Genomic DNA, 23406 nt, shown 5'->3' on the forward strand with positions numbered 1-23406 from the left:
CGTTGCAGAATGTGCGCCGAGGCTGCGGCCAGCTTCTTTCTCCCCGTCGCTATACGGGGAGAAATGCCCGGCAGGGCAATGAGGGGCAGCGCTAAGTCAGAAATCGATCCCGCCTCGGGACCGCACCTCGACAGCCGGCGGATCGTTTCACGTGAAACAGTGCTTTTCGAGCAAACGCCTGGTGTTTCACGTGAATCATCCACATCTCCGTTTCCCAAGTGTTTCACGTGAGTCACTTGCCAATGCAGAACTGTGAGAAAATAACGTCCAGCATGTCCTCGACATCGACGGCGCCGACGATCCGGCCAAGCCTGTCCGCTGCCAGCCGCAATTCCTCGGCCCGCAGCTCCTGCCCACGCTCCTCCCCCTTCACCGCTGCACGCAGGAAACCTATCGTCTCGTTGAGCAGTTCGACGTGCCGGAGCCGCGACGGCAGGATATCGCCGGCCTGGCCGACTTGTGCTGCGGCGCGACGGCCGATCTCGGCCAGCAACTCCGCCAGCCCGGTGCCGTCCTTGGTCGAGATTACCGCGTCGTAGCGCGCCGTAAACGCCGGCGATTTATCCTGCAACAGATCGGCCTTCGTCCCAACCCGCAACACCGGAACATCGGGTGGTATTGCGCCGATCGGGACCGGCTCCACCATATCGCCCAGCACCAGCAACAGATCGGCAGTCCCGGCCTTGCTCCTCGCCCTTTCAATGCCGATCGCCTCGATCCTGCCGGGCGTCTCGCGCAAGCCGGCGGTATCGGTCACTCTTATGCGCATCCCCTCCAGGTCAAGCACCACTTCAAGCAGATCGCGGGTGGTGCCGGGCTCTTCGGTGACGATCGCCGCCTCGCGCCGGGCCAGAGCGTTGAACAGGCTCGATTTGCCGGCATTCGGCGCACCAAGAATGACGACCTCAAAGCCGTCACGGATGATTTCGGCGGCCCGGAACCCTTGGACATGACGCTCGATCTCGCCGATCATCGCGCCGACGTCCGACCAGACCGTCTCTGCAACGGAACCGGGCACATCGTCTTCGTCGGCAAAATCGATTTCGGCCTCGATCATCGCCCGCGCATGAATCAGCCGACGGCGCCAGTTGAGGTAGAGCTCGCTCTGCACGCCTTCGGCATTCTGCACGGCAAAGCGCCGTTGCGCCTCGGTCTCGGCATTGACGAGATCGGCCAGCGCCTCGGTCTCGACCAGATCGACCTTGCCGTTGAGAAAAGCGCGGCGGGTGAACTCGCCCGGCTCGGCATGTCTGACGCCGTCAAAGCCGGCGATCACATCCAGCATCTTCGCCACCACGGCCCGCCCGCCATGGACGTGGAACTCGGCGATATCCTCGCCGGTAAAGCTGTTTGGGCCGGCAAAGAAAACGACCAGGCCGCTGTCGAGCACCGATCCGTCGGGCGCCCTGAACTGGCGATAGGTGGCAACACGGTTCTGAACCATGGAACCGGCAATCGATTCTACGACGAATCGACTTTGCGGGCCGGAAATGCGGATCACGGCAACCCCGGCGGGCAGGCGGCCGCTCGACAGGGCAACAATGGAATTACCTGAAATCATTTGCCGGCCCAGCACAACCGCCCTAGCTTCGCTTATTCACCGACAGATTGCCGAGTTATCGACAGTGACGTTTCCCGCGAAAAATCTGCTTGCCGAAGAGGCCAGCCCCTACCTGCAGCAGCACAGTGGCAACCCTGTGCATTGGCGGGCGTGGTCGCCGGCATCGCTCGCCGAAGCAAGGGCGCTCGAGCGGCCGATCCTGCTCTCGGTCGGCTACGCCGCCTGCCACTGGTGCCATGTCATGGCGCACGAAAGTTTTGAGAACGACGACGTCGCCGCCGTCATGAACCGTCTGTTCGTCAATATCAAGGTCGATCGCGAAGAGCGGCCGGACATCGACCAGATCTATATGGCCGCATTGTCGGCGATGGGCGAGCAGGGTGGTTGGCCTCTGACGATGTTTTTGACGCCGGACGGCAAGCCTTTCTGGGGTGGCACCTATTTTCCGCGCGAAGCCCGCTACGGCCGCCCGGGCTTCGTCCAGGTGCTTGAGGCGGTCGACAAGGCGTGGCGGGAGAAGAAACAAAGCGTTAGCCAAAGCGCCGACGGCCTGACCACGCATGTCGAGGCGCGGCTGGCGGGCAGCCATGCCAAGGCGGTGCTCGACCGCGACACGCTGGCGACCCTCGCCAACGGCATCGACGGCATGATCGACAGGGACCTGGGCGGCCTGCGCGGCGCGCCCAAATTCCCCAACGCACCATTCATGCAGACGCTGTGGCTGTCCTGGCTGCGCGACGGCGCCACAGCCCATCGCGACGCTGTCCTGCTCAGCCTCGAAAAGATGCTGGCGGGCGGCATCTATGACCATATCGGCGGCGGCCTCAGCCGCTACTCGACCGATGCCGAGTGGCTGGTGCCGCATTTCGAAAAAATGCTCTACGACAACGCGCAGCTCATCCGGCTGTGCAACTGGGCTTATGCGGCAACCCGCAATGAATTGTTCCGGATACGAATCGAAGAGACGATCGACTGGCTGTTGCGCGAGATGCGCGTCGAAGGCAGCGCATTCGCTGCCAGCCTGGACGCCGACAGCGAGGGCGAGGAGGGGTTATTCTACACCTGGAGCCGGGATGAGATCGAAACCGCTCTCGGCGACGAATCAGCCTTGTTTTTCCAATACTTCACGCTTTCCAGCCCGCATGGCTGGGAAGGCAAGCCGATCATCCACCAGACTGCGGCCCAGCAAAGACAAAGCGTCGCCGATCGCGCCCGGCTCATTCCCCTCAGAGAAACACTGCTGGCAGCCAGGGAGCAGCGCGTCAGGCCCGGGCGTGACGGAAAAGTCCTGACCGACTGGAACGGACTGGTGATCGCGGCTCTCGCCGAAGCCGGGCGCGCCCTGAAACGGATTGACTGGATCGAGGCGGCGGAACAGGCGTTTGCTGCCATTGCCAGTGCCGGCCGAGACGGCCGCCTGCCGCATTCGATGCTTGGCGCAAAGAAGCTGTTTCCGGCGCTGTCGAGCGACTACGCCGCCATGGCCAGCGCCGCGATCTCCTTGTTCGAGGCCACCGGCACATCGACTTATGCCGAACTGGCCGGCCAATTCATTGCGCAACTCGATCAATGGCATAGCGATGAGGATAACACCGGCTACTATCTGACCGCGTCGGACAGCAGCGACGTGCCGATCCGCATCAGGGGCGATGCCGACGAGGCCATTCCTTCAGCCACCGGCCAGATCATCGAGGCCATGGTTCGATTGTCCTCGCTTTCGGGCGATCTCGAATTGCAGGAAAAGACCTGGAAGATCGCCGAACACGCTGCCGGCCGCGCGGCGCAGCAGGCCTATGGCCAGGCCGGCATCGTCAACGCCTGTGCCTTGGCAATCGAGCCGTTGAAACTGGTGCTGGTGGATAGTCCAGACAATCCCAGGCTTGTTCCGGTTGCGAATCGAAATCCCGACCCCCGCCGGATCGACACTATCGTGCCGGTCGGCTCGGCAACAAACCTGCCAACGCTGCCAGGCGGCGTCTTGCCGCCAACGACAGAGCCCGGCGCCTGGCTGTGCACCGGGCAAGTCTGCCTGCCGGTGATAACGGACGCCGAGGAGTTGGAGCGCCTGTTACATCGTCAGTAGGCGCAAAGGTGCGTAGAGCCGGGAACGCTGGAGGGACAGCGCCCCCCTCTGTCCTGCCGAACATCTCCCCCACTTGGGGGGAGATCGGCAGCTTCGCCAACAGTGTCCCTCTTTGCAACGTTGACGGTTGGCGAAATCAGTCATGACAGCCAATCTCCCTCCTTGTGGGGGAGATGTCCGGCAGGACAGAGGGGGGCGCGAAGGATCGCCGCGCCTTTGCCCTTACGTATTCATCGAATCGAAGAAATCCGCGTTGGTCTTGGTCTGCTTGAGCTTGTCGATGAGGAACTCGATGGCGTCGGTCGTTCCCATCGGCGCCAGGATGCGGCGCAGCACGAAGATTTTTTGCAGGTCCTGGCGGGCGACCAAAAGATCTTCCTTGCGGGTGCCGGACTTGAGGATGTCCATGGCCGGATAGATTCGCTTGTCCGCCACCTTGCGGTCGAGCACGATTTCCGAGTTGCCGGTGCCCTTGAACTCTTCGAAGATGACCTCGTCCATGCGGCTGCCGGTATCGATCAGCGCGGTGGCGATGATGGTCAGCGAGCCGCCTTCCTCGATGTTGCGGGCGGCGCCGAAGAAGCGCTTCGGCCGCTGCAGCGCATTCGCGTCAACACCGCCGGTCAGCACCTTGCCGGATGACGGCACCACAGTGTTGTAGGCGCGGCCGAGGCGGGTGATCGAATCCAGCAGGATGACGACGTCGCGCCCGTGCTCGACCAAGCGCTTGGCCTTCTCGATCACCATTTCGGCGACCTGGACGTGGCGCACCGCAGGCTCGTCGAAGGTCGACGAGACGACCTCGCCCTTCACAGAGCGCTGCATGTCGGTGACTTCTTCCGGCCGCTCGTCGATCAAGAGCACTATCAGGTAGCATTCGGGATGATTGGTGGTGATCGAATGGGCGATGTTCTGCAACAGCACCGTCTTGCCGGTGCGCGGCTGCGCCACGATCAGGGCGCGCTGGCCTTTGCCGAGCGGCGCCACCAGGTCGATGACGCGGGCCGAAATGTCCTTCGAGGTCGGAACGTCCATTTCCATCTTCAGCCGCGAGGTCGGGTAAAGCGGCGTCAGATTGTCGAAATGGATCTTGTGGCGGATCTTTTCCGGGTCGTCGAAATTGATCGTGTTGACCTTGAGCAGGGCGAAATAGCGCTCGCCCTCCTTCGGGCTGCGGATCGGGCCTTCGACGGTGTCGCCGGTCTTCAGCGAGAACCGGCGGATCTGCGATGGCGAGATATAGATATCGTCCGGACCCGGCAGATAATTGGCGTTGGCCGAACGCAGGAAGCCAAAACCGTCCTGCAGCACTTCGACGACGCCGTCACCGATGATCTCGATATCCTGGGTCGCCAGCCGCTTCAGGATCGCGAACATCAGCTCCTGCTTGCGCATCACGCTTGCGTTCTCGACCTCGAGCGATTCGGCATAAGCGATCAGCTCTGGCGGTTTCTTGTTCTTGAACTCTGTGAGTTTCATTTCTTGCATCATTAGACGGACTCTGAGTGAGTAAGTATGGGGAAAATAATCGGCGGGATGCGACAAATGCCGGGCGCGGCCGAAGCGATGAATGGGGCGGCGCATGACGGGAAGGAAGACCCGTCTTTTATCGTTGGTCGACTGAAAGAGCAAGCCGCCTTTTGTGGCCGCCAATCGCATCAGGTTTGCGCTACCCCTCACCTGCCTGCCGGCATCCTCTCCCGGTATAGTGACGGAGAGAGGGGGCGCTCTCATTGATGGATTCGCCAATCATCGGCGTTACAGAAAATCCGTCAAGCACGAGGCTCAAAACGGCTTCACGATGACCAGCACGACGATGACGATCATCAGCAATGTGGGGATCTCATTGACGATCCGCCAGTGCTTCGCGGGCTTTTCATTGCGGTCCTGGGCGAATTTGCGTACCGCGCCGGCCAGATAACCATGAACGGCCGAGAGCCCGAGCACCGCGGCGATCTTGGCATGCAGCCAGCCGCCCTGAAAGCCAAAACCTTTCCAGGCCAGCCAGAGGCCGAACGCCCAGGTGATGATCATGGCTGGATTGATGATGCCGCGCAGCAGGCGGCGCTCCATCACCTTAAAAGTCTCCGACTGGACGGAGCCTTTTTCGGAGTCGGCATGATAGACCAGCAGCCGCGGCAGATAGAGCATGCCCGCCATCCACGAGATGACGGCGACGACATGGATCGCCTTTGCCCAGGGATAGAAATCATCCGGCCCAAACAGGAACAGAAGCGCCGCCAGGACGAGGAAGATGACGATGGCGATCGCCGCTCGACGCATTGCGCCCGCCCCGCTGCTGCCCGCACCACTGTTGGCGTTGTTCGTGTCGGTCATCGATGTGCCCGTACCAGTTTCACCATCGCCTCGACATGCGCGATCGGCGTCTCCGGCGTGATGCCGTGGCCGAGATTGAAGACCAGCGGCCCATCGCCCAGTGCTTTCAGGATCGCGTCGACACCGTCGGAAAGCGGCTTGCCGCCGGCCACCAGCCGCAACGGATCGAGATTGCCCTGCACGGCGCCGTCGCGCTGCAGTTCCTTCGCCGTCGTCAACGGCACGGTCCAGTCGAGCCCCAGCCCGGTCACGCCGGTTTTTTGGCGATAGCTGTGGTAGTGGGCGCCGGCGCCCTTGGGAAAGCCGATGATCGGAATGTTGGGATGGACGGCCCGGACCTGCCTGACGATCTCCGCCACCGGCCTGACGCAAAACGCCTCGAAAGAAACTTCGTCGAGCACGCCGGACCACGAGTCAAAGATCTGCACCACATCGGCGCCGGCTTCGATCTGGCGGATCAGATAGGCAGCAGAGTGATCGGCAAGCACGTTCAGCAATTGTAAAAAAGCCGCCGGCTCCCGATAGGCAAAAAGCCGCGCTGGCGCCTGGTCCGAGGTGCCGTGGCCGGCGATCATATAGGTCGCCACCGTCCACGGCGCGCCGCAGAAGCCGATCAGTGTCGTTGCATCAGGCAGTTTCGTCCGCAATCGCCTGACCGTCTCGTAGACCGGTTCGAGATTCACGTGAAACGTTTCGCCGTCGAGAGCCGCAATCTCCGTCGCCGAGATCGGCGTCAACAGCGGTCCGCGGCCCTCCTCGAAGCGCACGTCGCGGCCCAGCGCATGCGGCACGACCAGGATATCGGAAAACAGGATCGATGCATCGAAGCCAAAACGCTCGATCGGCTGCAGCGTCACTTCCACGGCAAGATCGGGATTATAGCAAAGGTCGAGGAACGATCCGGCTCGCCTGCGTGTCTCGCGATATTCCGGCAGATAGCGGCCGGCCTGCCGCATCATCCAGAGCGGCGGCGGGGATACCGTCTTGCCTCTGAGCACGTCCAGCATGATGCGGTTTTCAGGCATTCAGCGCTCGCCTCTCCAGGCTTCTCTATAATTAAATATTCTATTTCTAGGAATCTTATGATTCTAAGAGTCTGTTGGTATCGGTGGTTGTCTCCTGTCCCGCCTTGCCCCGGAAAAGGCCAGCCAGCATATTGTCGCGTGCTTCTTCTGCCGGATAGGAGGAGTTTGGGGACAGTTGGAAATTTCCAACTGGGAACAATACGTTACCGCCCACCTGGAGAAAATGGTCCTGTGGATGGGGCCGAGTCGAAAAAGCCCGTCCCCGGACTTGTCCCCAGCCGCCCGACGAAGTCGGCAGCGCAGCGAATTGTGGACAAACTGGCATCTGATACAGTCGCCCCGAACCGGCCGATCTTTCCGACCGACCTTATCCACATCGGCCCACAGCTTGGAACGAACCCCTGTGAACAAACCCCAGAGCTTCTTTCACCTACACCTGATTTCCGATGCCACCGGTGAAACGCTGCTGGCGGCCGGGCGCGCGGCTTCGGCGCAATACAAGGATGCGCGCGCCATCGAGCACATCTACCCGCTGATCCGCACCGAAAAGCAGGTGACGAAAGTGTTCGAGGACATCGAGGAGGAGCCGGGCATCATCCTTTATACGGTCGTCGACCAGAAGCTCGCCCGCGGCATCGACGAGCGCTGCGCTGCCATGGGCCTGCCTTGCGTCTCCGTGCTGGAACCGGTGCTGACCGTGTTCCAGTCCTATCTCGGCACGCCGGCCGGCCGCCGCGTCGGCGCCCAGCATGTGTTGGACGCCGAATATTTCCGCCGCATCGACGCGCTCAACTTCACCATGGAGCATGATGACGGCCAGCTGCCTGCCAATATGGACGACGCCGACATTGTGCTCGTCGGCATTTCGCGCACCTCGAAGACGCCGACCAGCATCTATCTCGCCAATCGCGGTATCAAGACCGCCAACATCCCGATCGTCATCGGCGTGCCGGTGCCGGAAAGCCTGGTCAACGCCACGAAGCCGCTGATTGTCGGGCTGATCGCCACCGCCGAGCGCATCTCGCAGGTTCGCCAGAATCGCATCCTCGGCAACACCAGCGCCTACGAGCCGACCGACTATGTCGACCGCGCCGCGATCAGCGAGGAACTCGCCTACGCCCGCCAGATCTGCACGCGGCATGGCTGGCCGATGATCGACGTCAGCCGCCGCTCGATCGAGGAGACGGCGGCGGCCATCGTTGCCCTGCGCGGCAAGACGCGCTAGGGCGTGTGATATTCAGGTGATGCCGGCCTGCAAACGGCGGCTTCCTGCGCTTCCGGTGCTCACGTACGAAAAGTACGCTCCGCTCCGGTTCTCGGAAGCCACCATTTTCGGCGCGGCCTGACCTGAATCTCGACACACCCTAGTGGGCGTCAGAAATCGGGCGATAAAAATGGCCGAAAAAATCATCCTTGCCTCGGGCAGCCCGTTCCGCAAGGCGCTGCTTGTCAATGCCGGCGTGGCGGTCGAGGCGGTTCCGGCGGAAGTCGACGAGCGCGCGCTCGAAGCACCCTTGCAGGGCAGCGGTATCTCGCCCGAGGACGTTGCCCTGGTGCTGGCCGAGGCCAAGGCCACCGAGGTCAGCGAGCGAAAGCCGGGCGCCCTGGTGCTCGGCTGCGACCAGACGCTGTCGCTCGGCGACGAAGTGTTTCATAAGCCGGCCGACATGGAAGCCGCGCGCCGCCATCTCCTGGCGCTGTCGGGCAAGACCCATCAGCTCAACAGCGCCGTGGTGCTGGCCCGCGACGGAGCGGTCCTGTGGCGGCATGTCGGTGTCGCCAGCCTGACCATGCGAAAGCTCGATCCGGCCTTTATCGGCCGCCATCTGGCACGGGTCGGCGCCAAGGCGCTGTCCAGCGTCGGCGCCTACCAGATCGAAGGCGAGGGCATCCAGCTGTTCGAAAGAGTAGAGGGCGACTATTTCACCATTGTCGGCCTGCCGCTTCTGGCCGTTCTGGCCAAGCTGCGCGAGCTCGGAGCCATCGATGGCTGAGGCCGCGAAAAAGGCCTTCGTCACCGGCCACCCGGTCGCGCATTCGCGGTCGCCGAAGATCCACGCCTATTGGCTGGCGAAATACGGTATCGACGGCAGCTACCGGGCGATCGACGTTGCGCCGGAGGCTTTTGCCGAATTCGTCGAAACGCTCGAGGCGAATGGCTATCGTGGCGGCAACGTCACCATCCCGCACAAGGAGGCCGCCTTCGCGCTGGCGACGTGCCGCGACGACGCGGCCGAACAGATCGGCGCCGTCAACACGCTGTGGTTCGAGGGCGGAAAACTGTGCGGCGGCAACACCGACGCCCATGGCTTTGCCGCCAATCTCGACGAGCATGCGCCGGGCTGGGCCACAAACGGCCCGGCGGTGGTGCTCGGCGCCGGCGGCGCCGCCCGCGCGGTCATCCAGGCGCTGAAGCGGCGCGGGATTGGCGACATCCGCATCGTCAACCGGACGCTCGCCCGAGCCGAGGAACTGCGCCACCGCTTCGGCGCCGGGGTCTCGGCCCACGGCACGGCGGCGACCGGCGAGTTGCTTGCCGATGCCGGCCTGCTGGTCAACACGTCAGCGCTTGGCATGCATGGCAATGAAGGCCTGTCCGCCGATCCGGCCAGGCTGCCGGACCATGCCATCGTCACCGACATTGTCTATGTACCGTTGGAAACGCCATTACTGGCCGCAGCCACAGCACGGGGCCTGAAGACCGTCGACGGGCTCGGCATGCTGCTGCACCAGGCGGTGCCCGGCTTCGAACGCTGGTTCGGCATCAGGGCTGAGGTCACTGCCGAATTGCGGCAGATGATCGTCGCCGATCTCGGCGCCAAGGAGTAAAAAGAATGATCGTGCTGGGCCTCACCGGATCGATCGGCATGGGCAAGTCGACGACGGCCAGGATGTTTGCCGAGGCCGGCGTGCCTGTCCACGATTCGGACGAGGCGGTGCATCGCCTCTACGCAGGCAAGGCGGCTCCACTGGTCGAGGCGGCGTTTCCCGGAACGACAAAATCCGGCTCGGTCGATCGCACCAAGCTGGCCGAGCGGGTGCTCGGCGATGCAGCCGCACTGAAACGGCTGGAAGCAATCATCCACCCGCTGGTCCGCGCCGACGCCGACGCTTTCCTGGCCAGGAATCGGGCTGCCGGCGCGCCGCTTGTCGTTCTCGATATCCCGCTGCTATTCGAAACCGGCGGCCGCGACCGCGTCGACAAGGTCGTGGTCGTCAGCGCGTCGCCCGACATCCAGCGCGCCCGGGTGCTGGCGCGGCCGGGCATGAGCGAGGAGAAACTGGCGTCGATCCTGGCCAGGCAGGTTCCCGACGCCGAAAAGCGCGAGGCCGCCGATTTCATCATCGACAGCGGACAGGGTTTTGATGCGGCGCGCGCGGCGGTCAATGCGATCGTCGCGAAACTGGTCGGGGATAAAGCCGGCAAGCTTGGTTAACGGCGCTTGCGCCCGGCGTAATATGTTGCCAATTTGTTCCCATCATGATTCGGCTGGATTAACGCCGGACCCAACGGACTGATTCGATGCGTGAGATCATCTTCGATACGGAAACCACCGGCCTCGATTTCCGCGATGACCGCGTCATCGAGCTCGGCTGCATCGAGCTGGTCAATCGCTTCCCGACCGGCCGCAGCTTCCACCACTACCTCAATCCGCAGGGACGACCGATTCATGCCGAGGCGCAGGCGGTTCATGGCATCAGCGCCGCCGACCTGATGGGCAAGCCGACCTTCAGCGACATCGCGGAGGAGTTTCTTGCCTTCATCGACGGCGCCAAGCTGGTCGCCCACAATGCGACTTTCGATATCGCTTTCCTCAATGTCGAATTCGGCCGGCTTGGCCACCCGGTCGTTGACCCCGGACTTGTCGTCGACACGCTGGCGCTGGCGCGCCGCAAGCATCCGATGGGGCCCAATTCGCTGGACGCATTGTGCCGGCGCTATGGCATCGACAATGCCCGCCGCACCAAGCACGGCGCGCTGCTCGATTCGGAATTGCTGGCCGAGGTCTATATCGAGCTCATCGGCGGCAAGCAGGCGGCGCTCATCCTCGACAGCGCTACGGCGCCGGCCGGCGGCAGGAGAAACGTCGACGATATTGACATCAGCATCGGCGCGCGGCCAATAGCGCTGCCGTCTCGCCTGACCGAAGCAGAGCGCGCCGCGCATGCGAGCATGGTCGGCACATTGGGCGAAAAAGCGCTCTGGCTACGCGTCGCCCGGGAAGCGAGTTCCGCGGCATAGTGATTTTTGACGGGTGCGGCAGGGGCGTTCAGGACCAGCCGACCCGCAGCGATCCTTCGCGCCCCCCTCTGTCCTGCCGGCTTCTCAACAAAAAGCCCGGCTTCGCGCCGGGCTTTTCAAACCTACCGAGATAGCCTTCTCAGCTCACCTTGACCTTGCTGGCGGCCTGGTCCTCGGCCAGCTTCTGCTGGAACATCTGCGCAAAATCGATCGGATCGAGCATCAGCGGCGGAAAGCCGCCATTGCGCGTCGCCTCGGCGATGATCTGCCTGGCGAACGGGAACAGCAGCCGCGGGCATTCGATGAACAGCAGCGGCAGCATGTGCTCCTGCGGGAAGCCGCTGATGGCGAACACGCCGCCATAGACCAGCTCGACGTTGAACAGCACTTCCTTGTCGAAGGACGCCTTGGCGTTCAGCGTCAGATTGACGTCGAACTGCTTGTCCGAAAGCGGGTTGGCGTTGACATTAACGTTGATGGCGATGCCGGGAGCCTTGTCGCGGCCGCGCAGCGAGTTCGGCGCGCCGGGGCTTTCGAAGGAAAGGTCCTTCACATATTGGGCAAGCACGTTGAGCGAAGGCTGCGTCGCGTCGCCGTTGCCACTGGCCGCACCGGTTGGCGCGTCGTCTTTGCTGGCCATAAGCCTTTGTCCTTTTGCCTCGGCAGCGTTGCTGACCGGATTGAAATCGGGCGTTCGCTACCATGGCCGGCATGACAAGACAAGGTTTGCCCGCTTTGCGGGGCAGGAGCCTCCTTCTCCCCTTGGCGCGTAGCGCCCAGACGGTTGAGGGGTGTTGGACGGATCGCCGTCGGTGCCAAGCTGGAACACCCCTCATCCGTCCGAGCTTCGCTCGGCCACCTTCTCCCACAAGGGAGAAGTGAGAGCCGCGCCGAGCTGCTCGTGCTTAAAGGCGATCTACTCGTCCTTGAGGCGGCGCCAGGGGGAATTGCGATCGGGGCCGCGCTCGTCGCCGCGCGAATAGTCGCTGTCGTCGAGGTCGATGGTCTTGTCGCGTTGCCGCGCCCGGAATCCGCCGGTGCCGAAACTGGTCGCCATCACGATGCGGCCTTTCAGCCGGCGCCAGGCGAGGTCGCGGACCGGCGGCAGCAGCAGCAGAATGCCGAGAATGTCGGTGATGAAGCCGGGAATGATGAGCAGGATCGCCGCCAGCACGATCATGGCGCCATGCGCGAGCTGACGGCTTGGATCACGTCCGGCGTCCATTTCGGCGCGGACCCGGGTCATCACTCCAAATCCCTGGTATCGCAACAACAGCGCGCCGGCGATGCTCGAAGCCAGCACCAGGCCGACCGTCGCCAGGGCGCCGACCTGGCGGCCGACAACGACGAAACCAGCGATCTCCAGCAGCGGAAGCGCGAGGATGAACAGGGGAAGCAGCGAAATGCGCAAATCTTGACCGATCGTTTCGACGTTTTACCAGCCGGCGGGCAATCGCCGCTGGCACTGAAGCTTTTAGATAGGTATGGCTGCCTTTAATTTGAATGATTGCAGCTTGCGTTCTATATGCTTTGGATGTTGAACGCTATGCGACCGCAGCCATTGCCTGGCCGGGCGGTCCGGCCGGAGTAGGGATTGATTGGCGGAAGATATGGGATTCTTCGACTTCGGCACGATTTTTTTTCTGGTTGCGGCGGTTGTGATCTTTTTCCAGCTGCGCAATGTGCTCGGCCGCCGCACCGGCAGTGAGCGCCCGCCCTTCGATCCCTATACGGCGGGCCGCAGCCGCGACGACGCCCAGAAGCCCGAGAATGTGGTCTCGCTGCCGCGCAAGCGAGCGCCGGGAGAGCCGGCAATCGACGCCTATGCGGCGATCGACGCCTTCGCCAAGCCTGACACCGATCTCAACAAGGGCCTGCGCGCAATCAAGGACAATGATCCGGCATTCGACCCCAAGACCTTCGTCGACGGCGCCAAGATGGCCTATGAGATGATCGTCATGGCCTATGCCGATGGCGACCGCAAGACGCTGAAGAACCTGTTGTCGCGCGAGGTCTATGACGGCTTCGTCGCGGCGATCGGCGACCGCGAGGCGAAGTCGGAAAAGATCCAGTCCTCCTTCGTCGGCATAGACAAGGCCGACATCGTTTCCGCCGAGATGAAGGGGAGCGAGGCGCATATCACGCTGCGCATTGTCAGCGAACTGATTTCGGCAACGCGCGACAAGGCCGGCGCCGTCATCGATGGCGACCCCGAAACCGTCGCCGAGGTCAAGGATGTCTGGACTTTTGCCCGCGATACGCGCTCGCGCGACCCGAACTGGAAGCTCGTCGCCACCGAAGAAGAAGACTGAGCCCGGACCAAGGCGGGGTCTGTCGTGTCGCTTTCTCAGGCGTTCCGTGAAAAATCCTTTGACGATCTGCCCGGCTGGGACGAGGACGACCATCTGGCTGCGTTCGCCGCTTTCCGGCGTTCGGCTTTTCAGGTCCTGGCGAAACCCTATCGCTCCGGCGGGCTCGGTGTCGACTTCAATGCCTTCACCGAGGCCTATGCTGCAGCCCGCACCGTGTCGCCAACCGACCGGCGCGAAGCCCGCGCCTTCTTCGAGCGACATTTCATGCCGGCGCACATTGCAGCGGAAAGCGGCGCCGGCCTCGTCACCGGCTTCTATGAACCGGTGGTCGACGCTTCGCCGGTGCGAACCGAACGATTTACGGTGCCGCTGCTGTCGCGTCCGGCCGATCTCGTCGACATCGGGGTCGCCAACCGGCCCGTCGGCATGGATCCCTATCTCGCCTTCGGCCGTGCCACGCCGGACGGACCGGTCGAGTATTTCGACCGTAGTGAGATCGAGCGCGGCGCGCTCGTCGGCAAGGGGTTGGCGGGCAGGGGATTGGAAATCGCCTGGCTCGCCGACAAGGTCGATGCCTTCTTCATCCACGTACAGGGTTCCGCGCGGCTCACCATGACCGACGGCCGGCTTTGCCGCGTCACCTATGCCGCCAAATCCGGCCAGCGCTTTACCGGACCGGGCAAGATCCTGAGTGAGCTTGGCGAAATCCCGCTGGAAGCGGTAACCATGCAGTCGGTCCGCGCCTGGTTCAAGGCGCATCCTGAGCGCGTCGACGAGCTCCTGTGGCGCAACCGCTCCTATATTTTTTTCCGCGAGATTTCCGCCAGCGAGGCGGCTGCGATCGACGACCCGGAACTCGGGCCGATCGCCGCCGCAAAGGTGCCGCTGACGCCGGGCCGCTCCGTCGCTGTCGACCATCTGCTGCATACATTCGGCACGCCGTTCTACATCGACGGGCCGTCGCTGACCGCCTTCGACAACAAGTCGTTCCGGCGGCTGATGATCGCGCAGGACACCGGCTCGGCCATCACCGGCCCGGCCCGCGGCGACCTGTTCATTGGTACGGGAGATGCGGCCGGCGAGATCGCCGGCGTTGTCCGCAATCCTGCCGATTTCTACGCGCTGATCCCGCGTCGGCTTGTGCCGGGAGCGGGGCGATGACCCGGCGCATCGACAGGCTGAGCGAGGACGACCGGGTGCTGTGGAACCTGGTGGCGCGCACCGCCAGGCCGCTAAAGGGCAAGTCCGCCATCGACATCCCGGCGGACATCGCTGATGACACCAAGCCACCGCTGCGTGACCAGGCGATGGCTCCTGCTGCGGCCACGAAAGCCAGGACGCAGCATGTTTCGCATGCGCTCGACGAGCCGACGCTGGAAAAACTGTCGAAGGGCCGGCTGCCGATCGAAGGCCGCGTCGATCTGCACGGCCTGAGCCAGGACGAAGCCTATTCGCTGCTGTTTTCCTTCCTGCACCGGGCGCATGCCGGCGGCATCCACTATGTGCTGGTGATCACCGGCAAGGGCTCCTCGTCGGGCGGCGACGGCATCTTGCGGCGCGCCGTGCCGGCCTGGCTGTCGACACCCGCATTCAGGCCGCTGGTCTCCAGCCACGACCACGCCGCCCGCAAGCATGGCGGCTCGGGCGCGCTCTATGTCCGCCTGCGGCGCGCGCGCTGATGCGGATGCACCCCACGAGGATGGCCTTGTGACCCCGTTCGGCGAAAAGCTTCGCGCCCTGCGGAGCGAACGCGGCGTCAGCCAAAAGGCCATGGCCAGGGCGATCGGCGTCAGCGCCGCCTATCTGTCGGCGCTGGAGCACGGCCGCCGCGGCGCGCCGACCTGGACGCTGATCCAGAAGATCATCGGCTATTTCAATGTCATCTGGGACGATGCCGAAGAACTGGCGCGGTTGGCCGAGACCTCGCACCCGCGGGTAAAACTCGACACGTCGGGCCTCAGCCCCGCCGCCACCGAGCTTGCCAATGTCCTGGCCGAAAACATCGAAAAACTAGACGAGGCGGAGCTTCGCCGCATCACCGCATCGATCCGCGCCGCGCTGGGGCGGACGTAGTGTTTGTCCGACTCGTGTGGTGGCGATCAATTGTCGATTTTGGCGCCGCCCCTCATTGCCCTGCCGGGCCTTTCTCCCCGTAAACGGGGAGAAAGAGGCTGGCCGTAGCCTCGGCATCCCTCCGGCAACGCCGGATATTGGCGAAACCTTCGATGACAGCACCCCTCTCCCCGTCCCTATACGGGGAGAGGATGCCGGCAGGCAGGTGAGGGGCAGCGCAAACGCCTGGAACAGGTAGCGCGAAAACCAGCGATCCAGTGGTCGCTTGCAAAAACCCTACTGGACCGCGCCGACCAGAACCGGCTGGCCATCACGGATCGACACCCAGCGACCGGTATTGTCGATCGCCTGCCGCTTGAGGAAGCGGTAGCCGGTCCGGTCCCATGAGCGGACCTTTCCGTCCAGATTGTCGAGGACGTAGTCGCCCTTGCTTGTGCGCACGGTCAGCACGGCATGGCCCTCGCCGTCCGGCTTGCGCACGACGGTCATCAGAAGATTGGCGTAGGACACGCCCAAGCGGTTCAATTCGCGGCGCTTTTCCAGGACATAGTCCTCACAGTCGCCAACACCCCTGACGGGGTAGGCCCAGACCTCGTCCTTGCCATAAATGTCGATGTCGCTTATCGGCTTGACGGCGTTGTTAACCCTGGCGTTGACGCTGAGAATCTTGCGCCAGAGCGCGCCGGTCATGGTGGCGGGGGTGAGATTGCCCGGGTGGATCGAGCATTCGGCCGGACTGGTCTTGCAGAAATCGTAATGGCCGATCGGCTGCGATGTCGGGCCGCCGGTCGCCATTGGTCCGGCCGCCGAAGCCGCCGTAGACCAGCCTGTCGCAAGAGCCAGCCCTAACAGGGCGCACACGCGCAGCCCTCTCGCCATTGGTGAGGAAATCATTGTCCCCCTCGTCCCTTGTTGTTAACGAAACGTTAAGGGCGATCTACAGTCCCTGTCAATTATACCAACGGCCAGTTTTGCGATATGGTTACCCGCGCGGCCGAAAGCGCGGCTATTGTGCAACAGGTCGACTTGAACGGCGGCTGCCATCCGGGACATCTTTATTTTTTGGCGGTGCGAACCAGCTTCGGCCTCACCGCAACGCGGGTCTGGCGGCCATAGCTGGTGATGAAGTCGACGATGCGCGGCACGATTTCGGAGCGAAAGCGCGAGCCGTTGAAGACGCCGTAATGGCCGACCGCCGGCTGCATGTAGTGAGCCTGCCTGTCCGCGGGGATGTTGATGCAGAGGTCGTGCGCGGCCCGCGTCTGGCCGAGGCCTGAAATGTCGTCGTTTTCGCCCTCGACCGTGAACAGCGCGACATTGCGGATATCGGCGGGATCGATGGCGACGCCGCGATGCATCATTTCGCCCTTGGGCAGAGCATGGCGCACGAACACGGTGTCGACCGTCTGCAGGTAGAACTCCGCTGTCAGATCCATCACCGCCATATATTCGTCGTAGAAGTCGCGGTGCTTCTCGGCACTGTCGCCGTCATTCTTCACCAGATGCATGAAGAAGTCCTTGTGGGCGATGATGTGGCGGTCGAGATTCATGCTCATGAAGCCCGAAAGCTGCAGGAAGCCGGGATAGACCTCGCGGCCGAAGCCCGGCACCGGCCACGGCGCCTGCATGGTGACGTTGTCGCGGAACCAGTCGGTGCCCTTTTCCTCGGCCAGAAGGTTGACCGCGGTCGGATTGCGGCGGGTGTCGATCGGCCCGCCCATCAGCGTCATCGTCGAGGGAACGAACGGGTCGCCCCGCGTTTCCATCAGCGCCACCGCCGCCAGCACCGGGACCGACGGCTGGCACACCGCCATAACATGGGTGTCGGGGCCTAGCGCATGCAGCATGTCGACGATGTAGTCGATATAGTCGTCGAGGTCGAAGCTGCCCTCGCTGATCGGCACCATGCGGGCGTCGACCCAGTCGGTGATATGAACGTCGGCATGCGGCAGCATCGCCTCGACCGTGCCGCGCAGCAGCGTCGCGTAGTGGCCGGACATCGGCGCCACGATCAGCAGCTTCGGATCAGGCCGGCGGCCGGCGGGAACCGCCCGCTCGAAACGGAGCAGATTGCAGAACGGCCGCGACCACACCGTCTTTTCGGTGACATCGACGCTTTTCCAGTCGACGACGGTCTTGGTCAGGCCGAACTGCGGCTTGCTGTAGCGGCGCGTCGTGCGCTCGAACAATTCGGCCGTCGCCGCGACTGAGCGGCCCCAGGACGTGTGCGCAAACGGATTGAGCGGATTGGTGTAGAACATCCGCACCGCATCGGCATAGACGCGGGCCGGCTGCACGGCGGCTTGGTTCAATTCGTAGAGCTGGTAGAACATTGAGAACTCCGCTGCTGCGACCGAAGGGACGACAGCAGTGCCGAGCCTTGAATCTCTCGCGCGAAGGTTAACAACAAACTGCTGCGATGCAATAGTTCAAGTGAATTGATTAATCCTGATACTTTCGTCTAAGGCGTTGAAAACCGGTTTTGAACGGCGGCAGCCGGCTTATTGTGCAACTGCGAAAGGTGCCGGAGAGAGCATGGGCAATCGCTTCAGGTTTGCGCTGCCCTCATCCGCCTGCCGGCACCTTCTCCCCGTATAGTGACGGGGAGAAGGGAAGCTGGCCGCAACCTCGGCACCCTTCTGCAACGCTGGAGATTGGCGAAATCCTTGGCGAAGGCGTCCTTCTCCCCGTCACTATACGGGAGAGTGCCCGGCCGGGCGATGAGGGGCAGCCCGGCCATTCGGCCGTGAAGACCGCATCTCAGACGCGTGGCATCACACGCGGTCGGTGCACACAGCAGTATGGCCCGAGCTGATGAAGCCGAGCCGCCCTGCGGCGCCCTTCGACAGGTCGATCACGCGCCCCTTGATGAACGGGCCGCGGTCGTTGATGCGCACGACGACGCTGCGGCCGTTCTTGCGGTTGGTGACCCTGAGCTTGGTGCCAAAAGGCAAGGTGCGGTGCGCGGCCGTCAGCGCCGACGGGTTCATGCGTTCGCCGGAAGCGGTCTTCGAGGTCAGCGCGTACCAGGAGGCGCGGCCGCATTGCGCGGCGGCAGGGGAGGTGGATACGCCGACCATCAGGCCAGCCGCAATCGTCGCCGCGACAAGCGCGGTCTGGTTGGGTTTCTTCATCTGCGCCTAGCGGCTCCGTTTGACAGACCCGGCCGTTACGGATGGAATGAGGCACCAAATGCGGCAGTCGTCTGGCGGTTCCATGACTACAGTACACGTTTGGAGTCGGCGGGAAACAGTCTGTCATGGAATGTCTGGATTGCGCCGATGTATGTCTGGTGGTCTTCGCACCAGCACCGGGTTTTTTCCGGCAAGACCCGGCCCTGTCATGCAAGTAGATGTGAGAGCGATCGGGTCATGTCCTTTCGCTTTGCCATCGCGGTCATGGCTGAATTGAAGATCGACTTGGGAAGGGAATTCCGACGATGAGATTGATCAAAAATCTGCTGGCGTTGATTGTGTTCGCCATCGGTGCGCTGTGGTCGCTGCAGGGCATCGGCCTCGTCGGCGGCAGCTTCATGACCGGCCAGTCGCAATGGCTCTATATCGGCATCGTCACTGCGCTGGTCGGCCTGGGCGGACTGGTGTGGGCGAACCGTTCGCTCCCCTGACACTCGAACTACCTCTGGCGGCGTTTCGGTCGACTGGCGAATCCGCGCCCGCCGCAAACAAGCATTTCCTGTTTTGCGCGCAGCTTCGGCAAATGAATGCTGCGAATGGCCGACGTTTTAAAAACCGGTCCCTGTAATAGGGCTTAGTATAGTAGTCTTATCGACATTGCAGGAATTTCGAGAACGAAGAGCGATGCCCATATCGCGGCAATCGCGCATGAAGATAGTGCGCAGGCTGTCCCCTTTGGCGTGCCTCGCGGCTTCAGGAGGAAAGAACGTCCGGCAAGTAGTCGCAGCGGCTTGAAAATCAAGCAAAATCAATGGTGCCCGTCTTGTATATCATGTCACTAGAATTTATGTGTCTTGAAAGCCTGGACGCGGACGCGGTGGGGACGCACGCTAGGCGGTTCGCACCCGGTGGCCCTGCGCCATCGCATGACAGAGAAACGTTCGGTCCATGCTCACAAAAAAGGGCAAGTACGGCCTCAAGGCGCTCATCCATCTGGCGCGGCTGCCGGTTGGTCAGCTCGCCTTCGTTGGTGATATCGCCACCGGAAACAACATCCCGAAGAAATTTCTCGACGCCATCCTCGGCGAACTGCGCAATGCCGGTTTTGTCCAGAGCCGCAAGGGCAAGGAGGGCGGTTACCGCCTGGCGCGGCCGGCGGATGAAATCAAGATCGGCCACGTCGTGCGCGTGCTCGACGGTCCGCTTGCCCCCATTCCCTGCGCCAGCCGCACCCGGTATCAGCGCTGTGAAGACTGCAACGAGGCGACATGCCAAGTCCGACATCTGATGCTGGAGGTCCGGCAAGCGATCGCCGAGGTGCTGGATCAGCGCAGCCTCGCCGAGATGCGCGATATGGCCGGCGACGACGAGCTTTCGGCTGCGTTGAAAATCCAGGCCTGAGCCGGAACCGACGGCTCCTCAGGCACTTGGTGCGCGCATGACCGGCCGCGCAAATTCAATCGTCCCAGGTTCGATCATTATCATCGGCGGCGGCGCCAGCGGCGTCGTCCTTGCCGCGCATCTGTTGAAGTCCCCCAATCCCGATCTCCGTGTCACGCTGATCGAAAAGCGCCCGCATTTCGGCCAGGGCATCGCCTATTCCACGCTGCTGTCGGCGCATGTGCTGAATGTCAGCGCGGCCGGCATGAGCGCGTATGCCGACGACCCCGGCAATTTCTGGCGCTGGCTGCTTGAGCGCGGCCTGGCAACCCCAGAGCAGGCGCCGGTCTACGCACCGCGCAGCGTCTATGCCCGCTATCTGAAGGAACTGCTGGACGACCTCGAGGCGCGCGAGACGGGGCGTCTTCGCCTGATCCGCGAGGAGAGCCTGTCGATCTCGCCGACCGGATCCGGGGTCGAGGTGGCGCTGGCCAACGGCACCAGCGTCGTAGCCCACCTTGCCGTGCTGGCGACCGGGCATGACGAGGAGCCGGGCGCCGGCCACGGCCATGCGATCAGGATGGGATCCGAGGCCGACACCGTGCTCGACGGGGAAGCCCGAGTCCTGGTGCTGGGCACGGGGTTGAGCATGGTCGATGCCTTCCTGTCGCTCGAACAACGCGGCCATCGCGGCGAGATTATTGCGGTGTCGCGGCGCGGCCTGCTGCCTTCGCCGCACCGCAAGGGCAATCCGATCAGGCTCGACGTCGCCGACATTCCGCTCGGCACCCAGCTCTCCTATTTCGTCGGCTGGTTCCGCGACCTGATCCGGGAAAACCAGAAGGCCGGCATCGACTGGCGCGACGTCGTCGACGGTCTCAGGCCGTTCAACCAGAAGATCTGGCAAAACTGGCCGTCTTCGGCCAAGCGCCGCTTCGTCGAGCACACCAAGGCGTGGTGGGACATCCACCGCCATCGCATGGCGCCGGAAGTCTATGGCCGTGTCACCGAGGCGGTGCAGTCGGGCCGCATCCGGCTTGTCGCCGGACGCGTCGTCGGCATCACGGCGGGCGACGAATTCAGCGTGCAGGTCCAGTCGCGCCACACGCAAAACATCGAGACGTTCGACGTCGCCCGCATCTACGATTGCACCGGCATCGCCAGGGACATCTCGACAACGTCGAACAGCGTGGTGCGGTCGCTGGTCGACCGCGGGCTGGCCCGGCCGGACTCGCTGCGCCTTGGCCTCGACGTATCAGACAGTTGCGAGGTCATCGCCAGCGACGGCACCGCATCGGCCAAGATTCTCGCGGTCGGGCCGCTGACGCGCGGCACCTTCTTCGAGATCGACGCCATTCCCGATATTCGCGTCCAGTGCGCGCGGCTGAGCCGGCGGCTGCTGGGGTAGGGCGAGGTCGGCGCTCTACTGCGCCCCCCGCGGGTTCCTTCCTCGGGGACTTTCGTACGCCTGCCGGCGCCCGAAACTCTTCACGGGAGCAGTAGGTCCGCTTGTGGTGCAGGGAAGAATCTCCAGTATCCGATGTCCTGAGTTAACACAACTCGGACTTGACGGTGCTCGAAGGTGAACGTCCCCTAGATGGAGCCAAGCGGTCGTCGGCAGCTTCCCGAAAGGACAATATGCGGGGTTCAGGTTTTGGCGGACTATTCGGCCCACTGAGCTTGCGTGGTGATCTTGAGATGAAGTGGTTCAAGCCGAGGCAACACATGGTCGGTGCACTGGCCGTCGGCACGTTGCTTGTTGCTCATCCGATGCTTGTAGCCACGGCGTCAGCGCAGCAATCGAAGCCTAACATCCTTTTCATTCTCGCCGACAATATCGGGTACGGCGACATCGGCGTCTACGGCGGCGGTGAACTGCGCGGGTCGCCAACGCCGCGTATCGACCAGCTCGCCTCAGAGGGTCTGCGGCTGACGCAGTTCCTGGTCGAGCCATCCTGCTCGCCCTCACGCGCCGCATTGATGACCGGGCGCTACTCCATCCGCTCCGGGCTATCGCTAGTTGCGGTCGCGGGCACGCCTTTTTCGCTGCCGGCGAAAGAAGTCACCATGGCCGAAATGCTGCGCGACGCCGGGTATGCCACTGCGATTTTCGGCAAGTGGCACCTCGGTGCGCAAACCTATAGTCAGCCGCAGAACCAAGGCTTCGATGAGTTCTACGGCATCCCTCCAGGTGACACCTGGGACGCGTTCGGCATGATTCGTCAGGGCCTCCAGACCAAGTCCGTCGACATTCCCCTCGACATGGGGCCGCAGATCGTCGAGGCCAAACGAGGAGAGCCGCTAACGCCGGTGAAACCCTATACCGAGGAAGTGCGACGCGAGATCGACTGGGAACTGGTGGACCACGGCGTCGATTTCATGACGCGCCAGAAGGCAGCAGGCAAGCCGTTCTTCCTCTATTTGCCGATTTCTCGGACGCACTTTCCGAACCTGCCATCGAAGCGCTTCGAAGGGGCATCACGCATCGGGCAATTCGGCGATTCCTTGATGGAGGGGGACGCCATTGTGGGCAAGATGCTTGATTCATTGAATGAGCTCGGCCTGGAGAAAGACACCATTGTGGTCTTCGCCTCCGACAACGGCCCTGATGGCCCCGGTACGATCGCATTCGGAGGCGATATGCCGGACATCGGAACGAGCGGGCCCTATCGCGGCGCTCTCGGTGACGTCAGCGAGGGGGCTATCCGCACTGCCGCCATGATCCGCTGGCCGGAGCATATAAAGCCGCGATCGTCATACGCCATGTTGTCGATCATGGATTTCTTCCCTACCTTCGCGCAGCTTGCGGGCGGCAAGGTGCCGGACGACAGGCCAATCGACGGTGTCGATCAAAGCGATCTGCTGCTCGGCAGCAATGACGGCGAACAGCGCGAGCATTTGTTGACCTTTGTCGGCCCCAATCTGGTCGCGGCCCGGTGGAAGCAGTTCCGTGCCTATTTCGCCGATGTGGCACCCGGCCGCAGCGGTGCAGGCGGCGCCATGCTGATGGGCGGAATCGGAGCAGCGCGGCACCGATGAACGGCTATCCAAAGGTGTTCAACATCGAGTCAGATCCACAGGAGGAGCACAACATCGGCGAGATGTACAATTGGGTCCTCGGGCCGTTGTTGAAGGTGGTAGCGGAGTACAAGGCGAGCGTCGAGCAATCGCCTAATCCGCCTGCCGCGAACATGACGAGATTCTGAATGAAAGCGGCCTCAGGACGGGCGCCTGGCAGTGTCAAACTCTGGCGCAATC

24 protein-coding genes are annotated in these 23406 nt (G+C 63.0%); 15 read left to right on the forward strand and 9 right to left on the reverse strand.

The window, feature by feature from the left end:
* Positions 1–232: 232 nt before the first annotated feature.
* The gene (gene mnmE, locus AC0L16_RS25325) at positions 233–1561 is read right to left on the reverse strand and encodes a tRNA uridine-5-carboxymethylaminomethyl(34) synthesis GTPase MnmE (RefSeq protein WP_473623987.1); all 1329 of its coding nucleotides are present in this window, start codon (positions 1559–1561) and stop codon (positions 233–235) included.
* Between the two features lie 64 nt (positions 1562–1625).
* Between mnmE and AC0L16_RS25330 the strand changes: the two genes are divergently transcribed.
* Positions 1626–3644, forward strand: a complete 2019-nt coding sequence (locus AC0L16_RS25330; RefSeq protein ID WP_473623988.1) for a thioredoxin domain-containing protein — start codon at positions 1626–1628, stop codon at positions 3642–3644.
* 222 nt (positions 3645–3866) lie between these two features.
* Here the strand turns inward: AC0L16_RS25330 and rho are convergent, their stop codons facing one another.
* The 3 genes from rho to hemE form a co-directional block, all read right to left on the reverse strand.
* Positions 3867–5132: a transcription termination factor Rho gene (rho, locus tag AC0L16_RS25335; RefSeq protein WP_027153631.1), complete on the reverse strand. Its 1266-nt coding sequence runs from the start codon at positions 5130–5132 to the stop codon at positions 3867–3869.
* Positions 5133–5429: 297 nt separating this feature from the next.
* Positions 5430–5981, reverse strand: coding sequence for a protoporphyrinogen oxidase HemJ (hemJ, locus tag AC0L16_RS25340; protein ID WP_473623989.1), 552 nt, complete (start codon positions 5979–5981; stop codon positions 5430–5432).
* A complete protein-coding gene (gene hemE, locus AC0L16_RS25345; protein ID WP_473623991.1) occupies positions 5978–7006 on the reverse strand; it encodes a uroporphyrinogen decarboxylase in 1029 nt (342 codons plus the stop codon). The genes hemJ and hemE overlap by 4 nt, the downstream gene beginning before the upstream one ends.
* A gap of 403 nt (positions 7007–7409) precedes the next feature.
* Between hemE and AC0L16_RS25350 the strand changes: the two genes are divergently transcribed.
* The 5 genes from AC0L16_RS25350 to dnaQ all read left to right on the forward strand — a co-directional run bounded on the left by AC0L16_RS25350 (position 7410) and on the right by dnaQ (position 11249).
* A complete protein-coding gene (locus AC0L16_RS25350; RefSeq protein ID WP_023802686.1) occupies positions 7410–8231 on the forward strand; it encodes a pyruvate, water dikinase regulatory protein in 822 nt (273 codons plus the stop codon).
* A 169-nt stretch (positions 8232–8400) separates the two neighbouring features.
* Positions 8401–9000, forward strand: coding sequence for a Maf-like protein (locus AC0L16_RS25355; protein ID WP_473623992.1), 600 nt, complete (start codon positions 8401–8403; stop codon positions 8998–9000).
* A complete protein-coding gene (locus AC0L16_RS25360; RefSeq protein WP_473623993.1) occupies positions 8993–9835 on the forward strand; it encodes a shikimate dehydrogenase in 843 nt (280 codons plus the stop codon). The genes AC0L16_RS25355 and AC0L16_RS25360 overlap by 8 nt, the downstream gene beginning before the upstream one ends.
* Positions 9836–9840: 5 nt before the next feature.
* Complete coding sequence (coaE, locus tag AC0L16_RS25365; protein WP_473623995.1) at positions 9841–10443, forward strand: dephospho-CoA kinase; 603 nt, start codon at positions 9841–9843, stop codon at positions 10441–10443.
* A gap of 86 nt (positions 10444–10529) precedes the next feature.
* The gene (gene dnaQ, locus AC0L16_RS25370) at positions 10530–11249 is read left to right on the forward strand and encodes a DNA polymerase III subunit epsilon (protein ID WP_473623996.1); all 720 of its coding nucleotides are present in this window, start codon (positions 10530–10532) and stop codon (positions 11247–11249) included.
* A gap of 139 nt (positions 11250–11388) precedes the next feature.
* Here the strand turns inward: dnaQ and secB are convergent, their stop codons facing one another.
* On the reverse strand, positions 11389–11889 hold the full coding sequence (gene secB / locus AC0L16_RS25375; RefSeq protein ID WP_027153623.1) for a protein-export chaperone SecB: 501 nt from the start codon (positions 11887–11889) through the stop codon (positions 11389–11391).
* A 276-nt stretch (positions 11890–12165) separates the two neighbouring features.
* Positions 12166–12660 carry an FxsA family protein gene (locus tag AC0L16_RS25380; RefSeq protein ID WP_473623997.1) on the reverse strand — a complete coding sequence of 165 codons (495 nt, stop codon included), beginning with the start codon at positions 12658–12660 and terminating at the stop codon, positions 12166–12168.
* A gap of 199 nt (positions 12661–12859) precedes the next feature.
* On the opposite strand from AC0L16_RS25380, the gene AC0L16_RS25385 reads away from it, so the two are divergent.
* From AC0L16_RS25385 to AC0L16_RS25400, 4 genes are read left to right on the forward strand one after another with little or no spacing between them, the layout of a single operon-like run.
* Positions 12860–13561, forward strand: a complete 702-nt coding sequence (locus AC0L16_RS25385) for a Tim44/TimA family putative adaptor protein (protein ID WP_287250437.1) — start codon at positions 12860–12862, stop codon at positions 13559–13561.
* A gap of 24 nt (positions 13562–13585) precedes the next feature.
* Entirely contained in the window at positions 13586–14722 is a 1137-nt protein-coding gene (gene mltA, locus AC0L16_RS25390) for a murein transglycosylase A (RefSeq protein WP_473623999.1), read from the forward strand.
* Positions 14719–15240 carry a Smr/MutS family protein gene (locus AC0L16_RS25395; RefSeq protein ID WP_473624000.1) on the forward strand — a complete coding sequence of 174 codons (522 nt, stop codon included), beginning with the start codon at positions 14719–14721 and terminating at the stop codon, positions 15238–15240. Before mltA ends, AC0L16_RS25395 begins: the two co-directional genes overlap by 4 nt.
* 28 nt (positions 15241–15268) lie before the next feature.
* On the forward strand, positions 15269–15634 hold the full coding sequence (locus tag AC0L16_RS25400; RefSeq protein ID WP_023802676.1) for a helix-turn-helix domain-containing protein: 366 nt from the start codon (positions 15269–15271) through the stop codon (positions 15632–15634).
* 276 nt (positions 15635–15910) lie between these two features.
* Here AC0L16_RS25400 and AC0L16_RS25405 read toward each other — a convergent pair whose 3' ends face one another.
* The 3 genes from AC0L16_RS25405 to AC0L16_RS25415 form a co-directional block, all read right to left on the reverse strand.
* On the reverse strand, positions 15911–16528 hold the full coding sequence (locus AC0L16_RS25405) for a transglutaminase-like cysteine peptidase (protein ID WP_473624001.1): 618 nt from the start codon (positions 16526–16528) through the stop codon (positions 15911–15913).
* Positions 16529–16689: 161 nt separating this feature from the next.
* The gene (locus tag AC0L16_RS25410; RefSeq protein WP_473624003.1) at positions 16690–17967 is read right to left on the reverse strand and encodes a polyhydroxyalkanoate depolymerase; all 1278 of its coding nucleotides are present in this window, start codon (positions 17965–17967) and stop codon (positions 16690–16692) included.
* Positions 17968–18408: 441 nt separating this feature from the next.
* On the reverse strand, positions 18409–18768 hold the full coding sequence (locus tag AC0L16_RS25415) for a septal ring lytic transglycosylase RlpA family protein (RefSeq protein ID WP_473624004.1): 360 nt from the start codon (positions 18766–18768) through the stop codon (positions 18409–18411).
* Positions 18769–19073: 305 nt separating this feature from the next.
* Here AC0L16_RS25415 and AC0L16_RS25420 point away from each other — a divergent pair, with 305 nt between their 5' ends.
* The 5 genes from AC0L16_RS25420 (at position 19074) to AC0L16_RS25440 (ending at position 23354) form a co-directional block, all read left to right on the forward strand.
* Positions 19074–19259, forward strand: a complete 186-nt coding sequence (locus tag AC0L16_RS25420) for a hypothetical protein (RefSeq protein WP_473624006.1) — start codon at positions 19074–19076, stop codon at positions 19257–19259.
* Positions 19260–19716: 457 nt separating this feature from the next.
* Positions 19717–20169, forward strand: coding sequence for an RrF2 family transcriptional regulator (locus AC0L16_RS25425; protein ID WP_473624007.1), 453 nt, complete (start codon positions 19717–19719; stop codon positions 20167–20169).
* 37 nt (positions 20170–20206) lie between these two features.
* Positions 20207–21556 carry an FAD/NAD(P)-binding protein gene (locus tag AC0L16_RS25430; RefSeq protein ID WP_473624008.1) on the forward strand — a complete coding sequence of 450 codons (1350 nt, stop codon included), beginning with the start codon at positions 20207–20209 and terminating at the stop codon, positions 21554–21556.
* Positions 21557–21846: 290 nt separating this feature from the next.
* A complete protein-coding gene (locus tag AC0L16_RS25435; RefSeq protein ID WP_473624010.1) occupies positions 21847–23187 on the forward strand; it encodes a sulfatase-like hydrolase/transferase in 1341 nt (446 codons plus the stop codon).
* The gene (locus AC0L16_RS25440) at positions 23184–23354 is read left to right on the forward strand and encodes a hypothetical protein (protein WP_473624011.1); all 171 of its coding nucleotides are present in this window, start codon (positions 23184–23186) and stop codon (positions 23352–23354) included. The genes AC0L16_RS25435 and AC0L16_RS25440 overlap by 4 nt, the downstream gene beginning before the upstream one ends.
* Positions 23355–23406 lie beyond the last annotated feature (52 nt).

The organism is Mesorhizobium sp. WSM4848 (assembly GCF_055811375.1).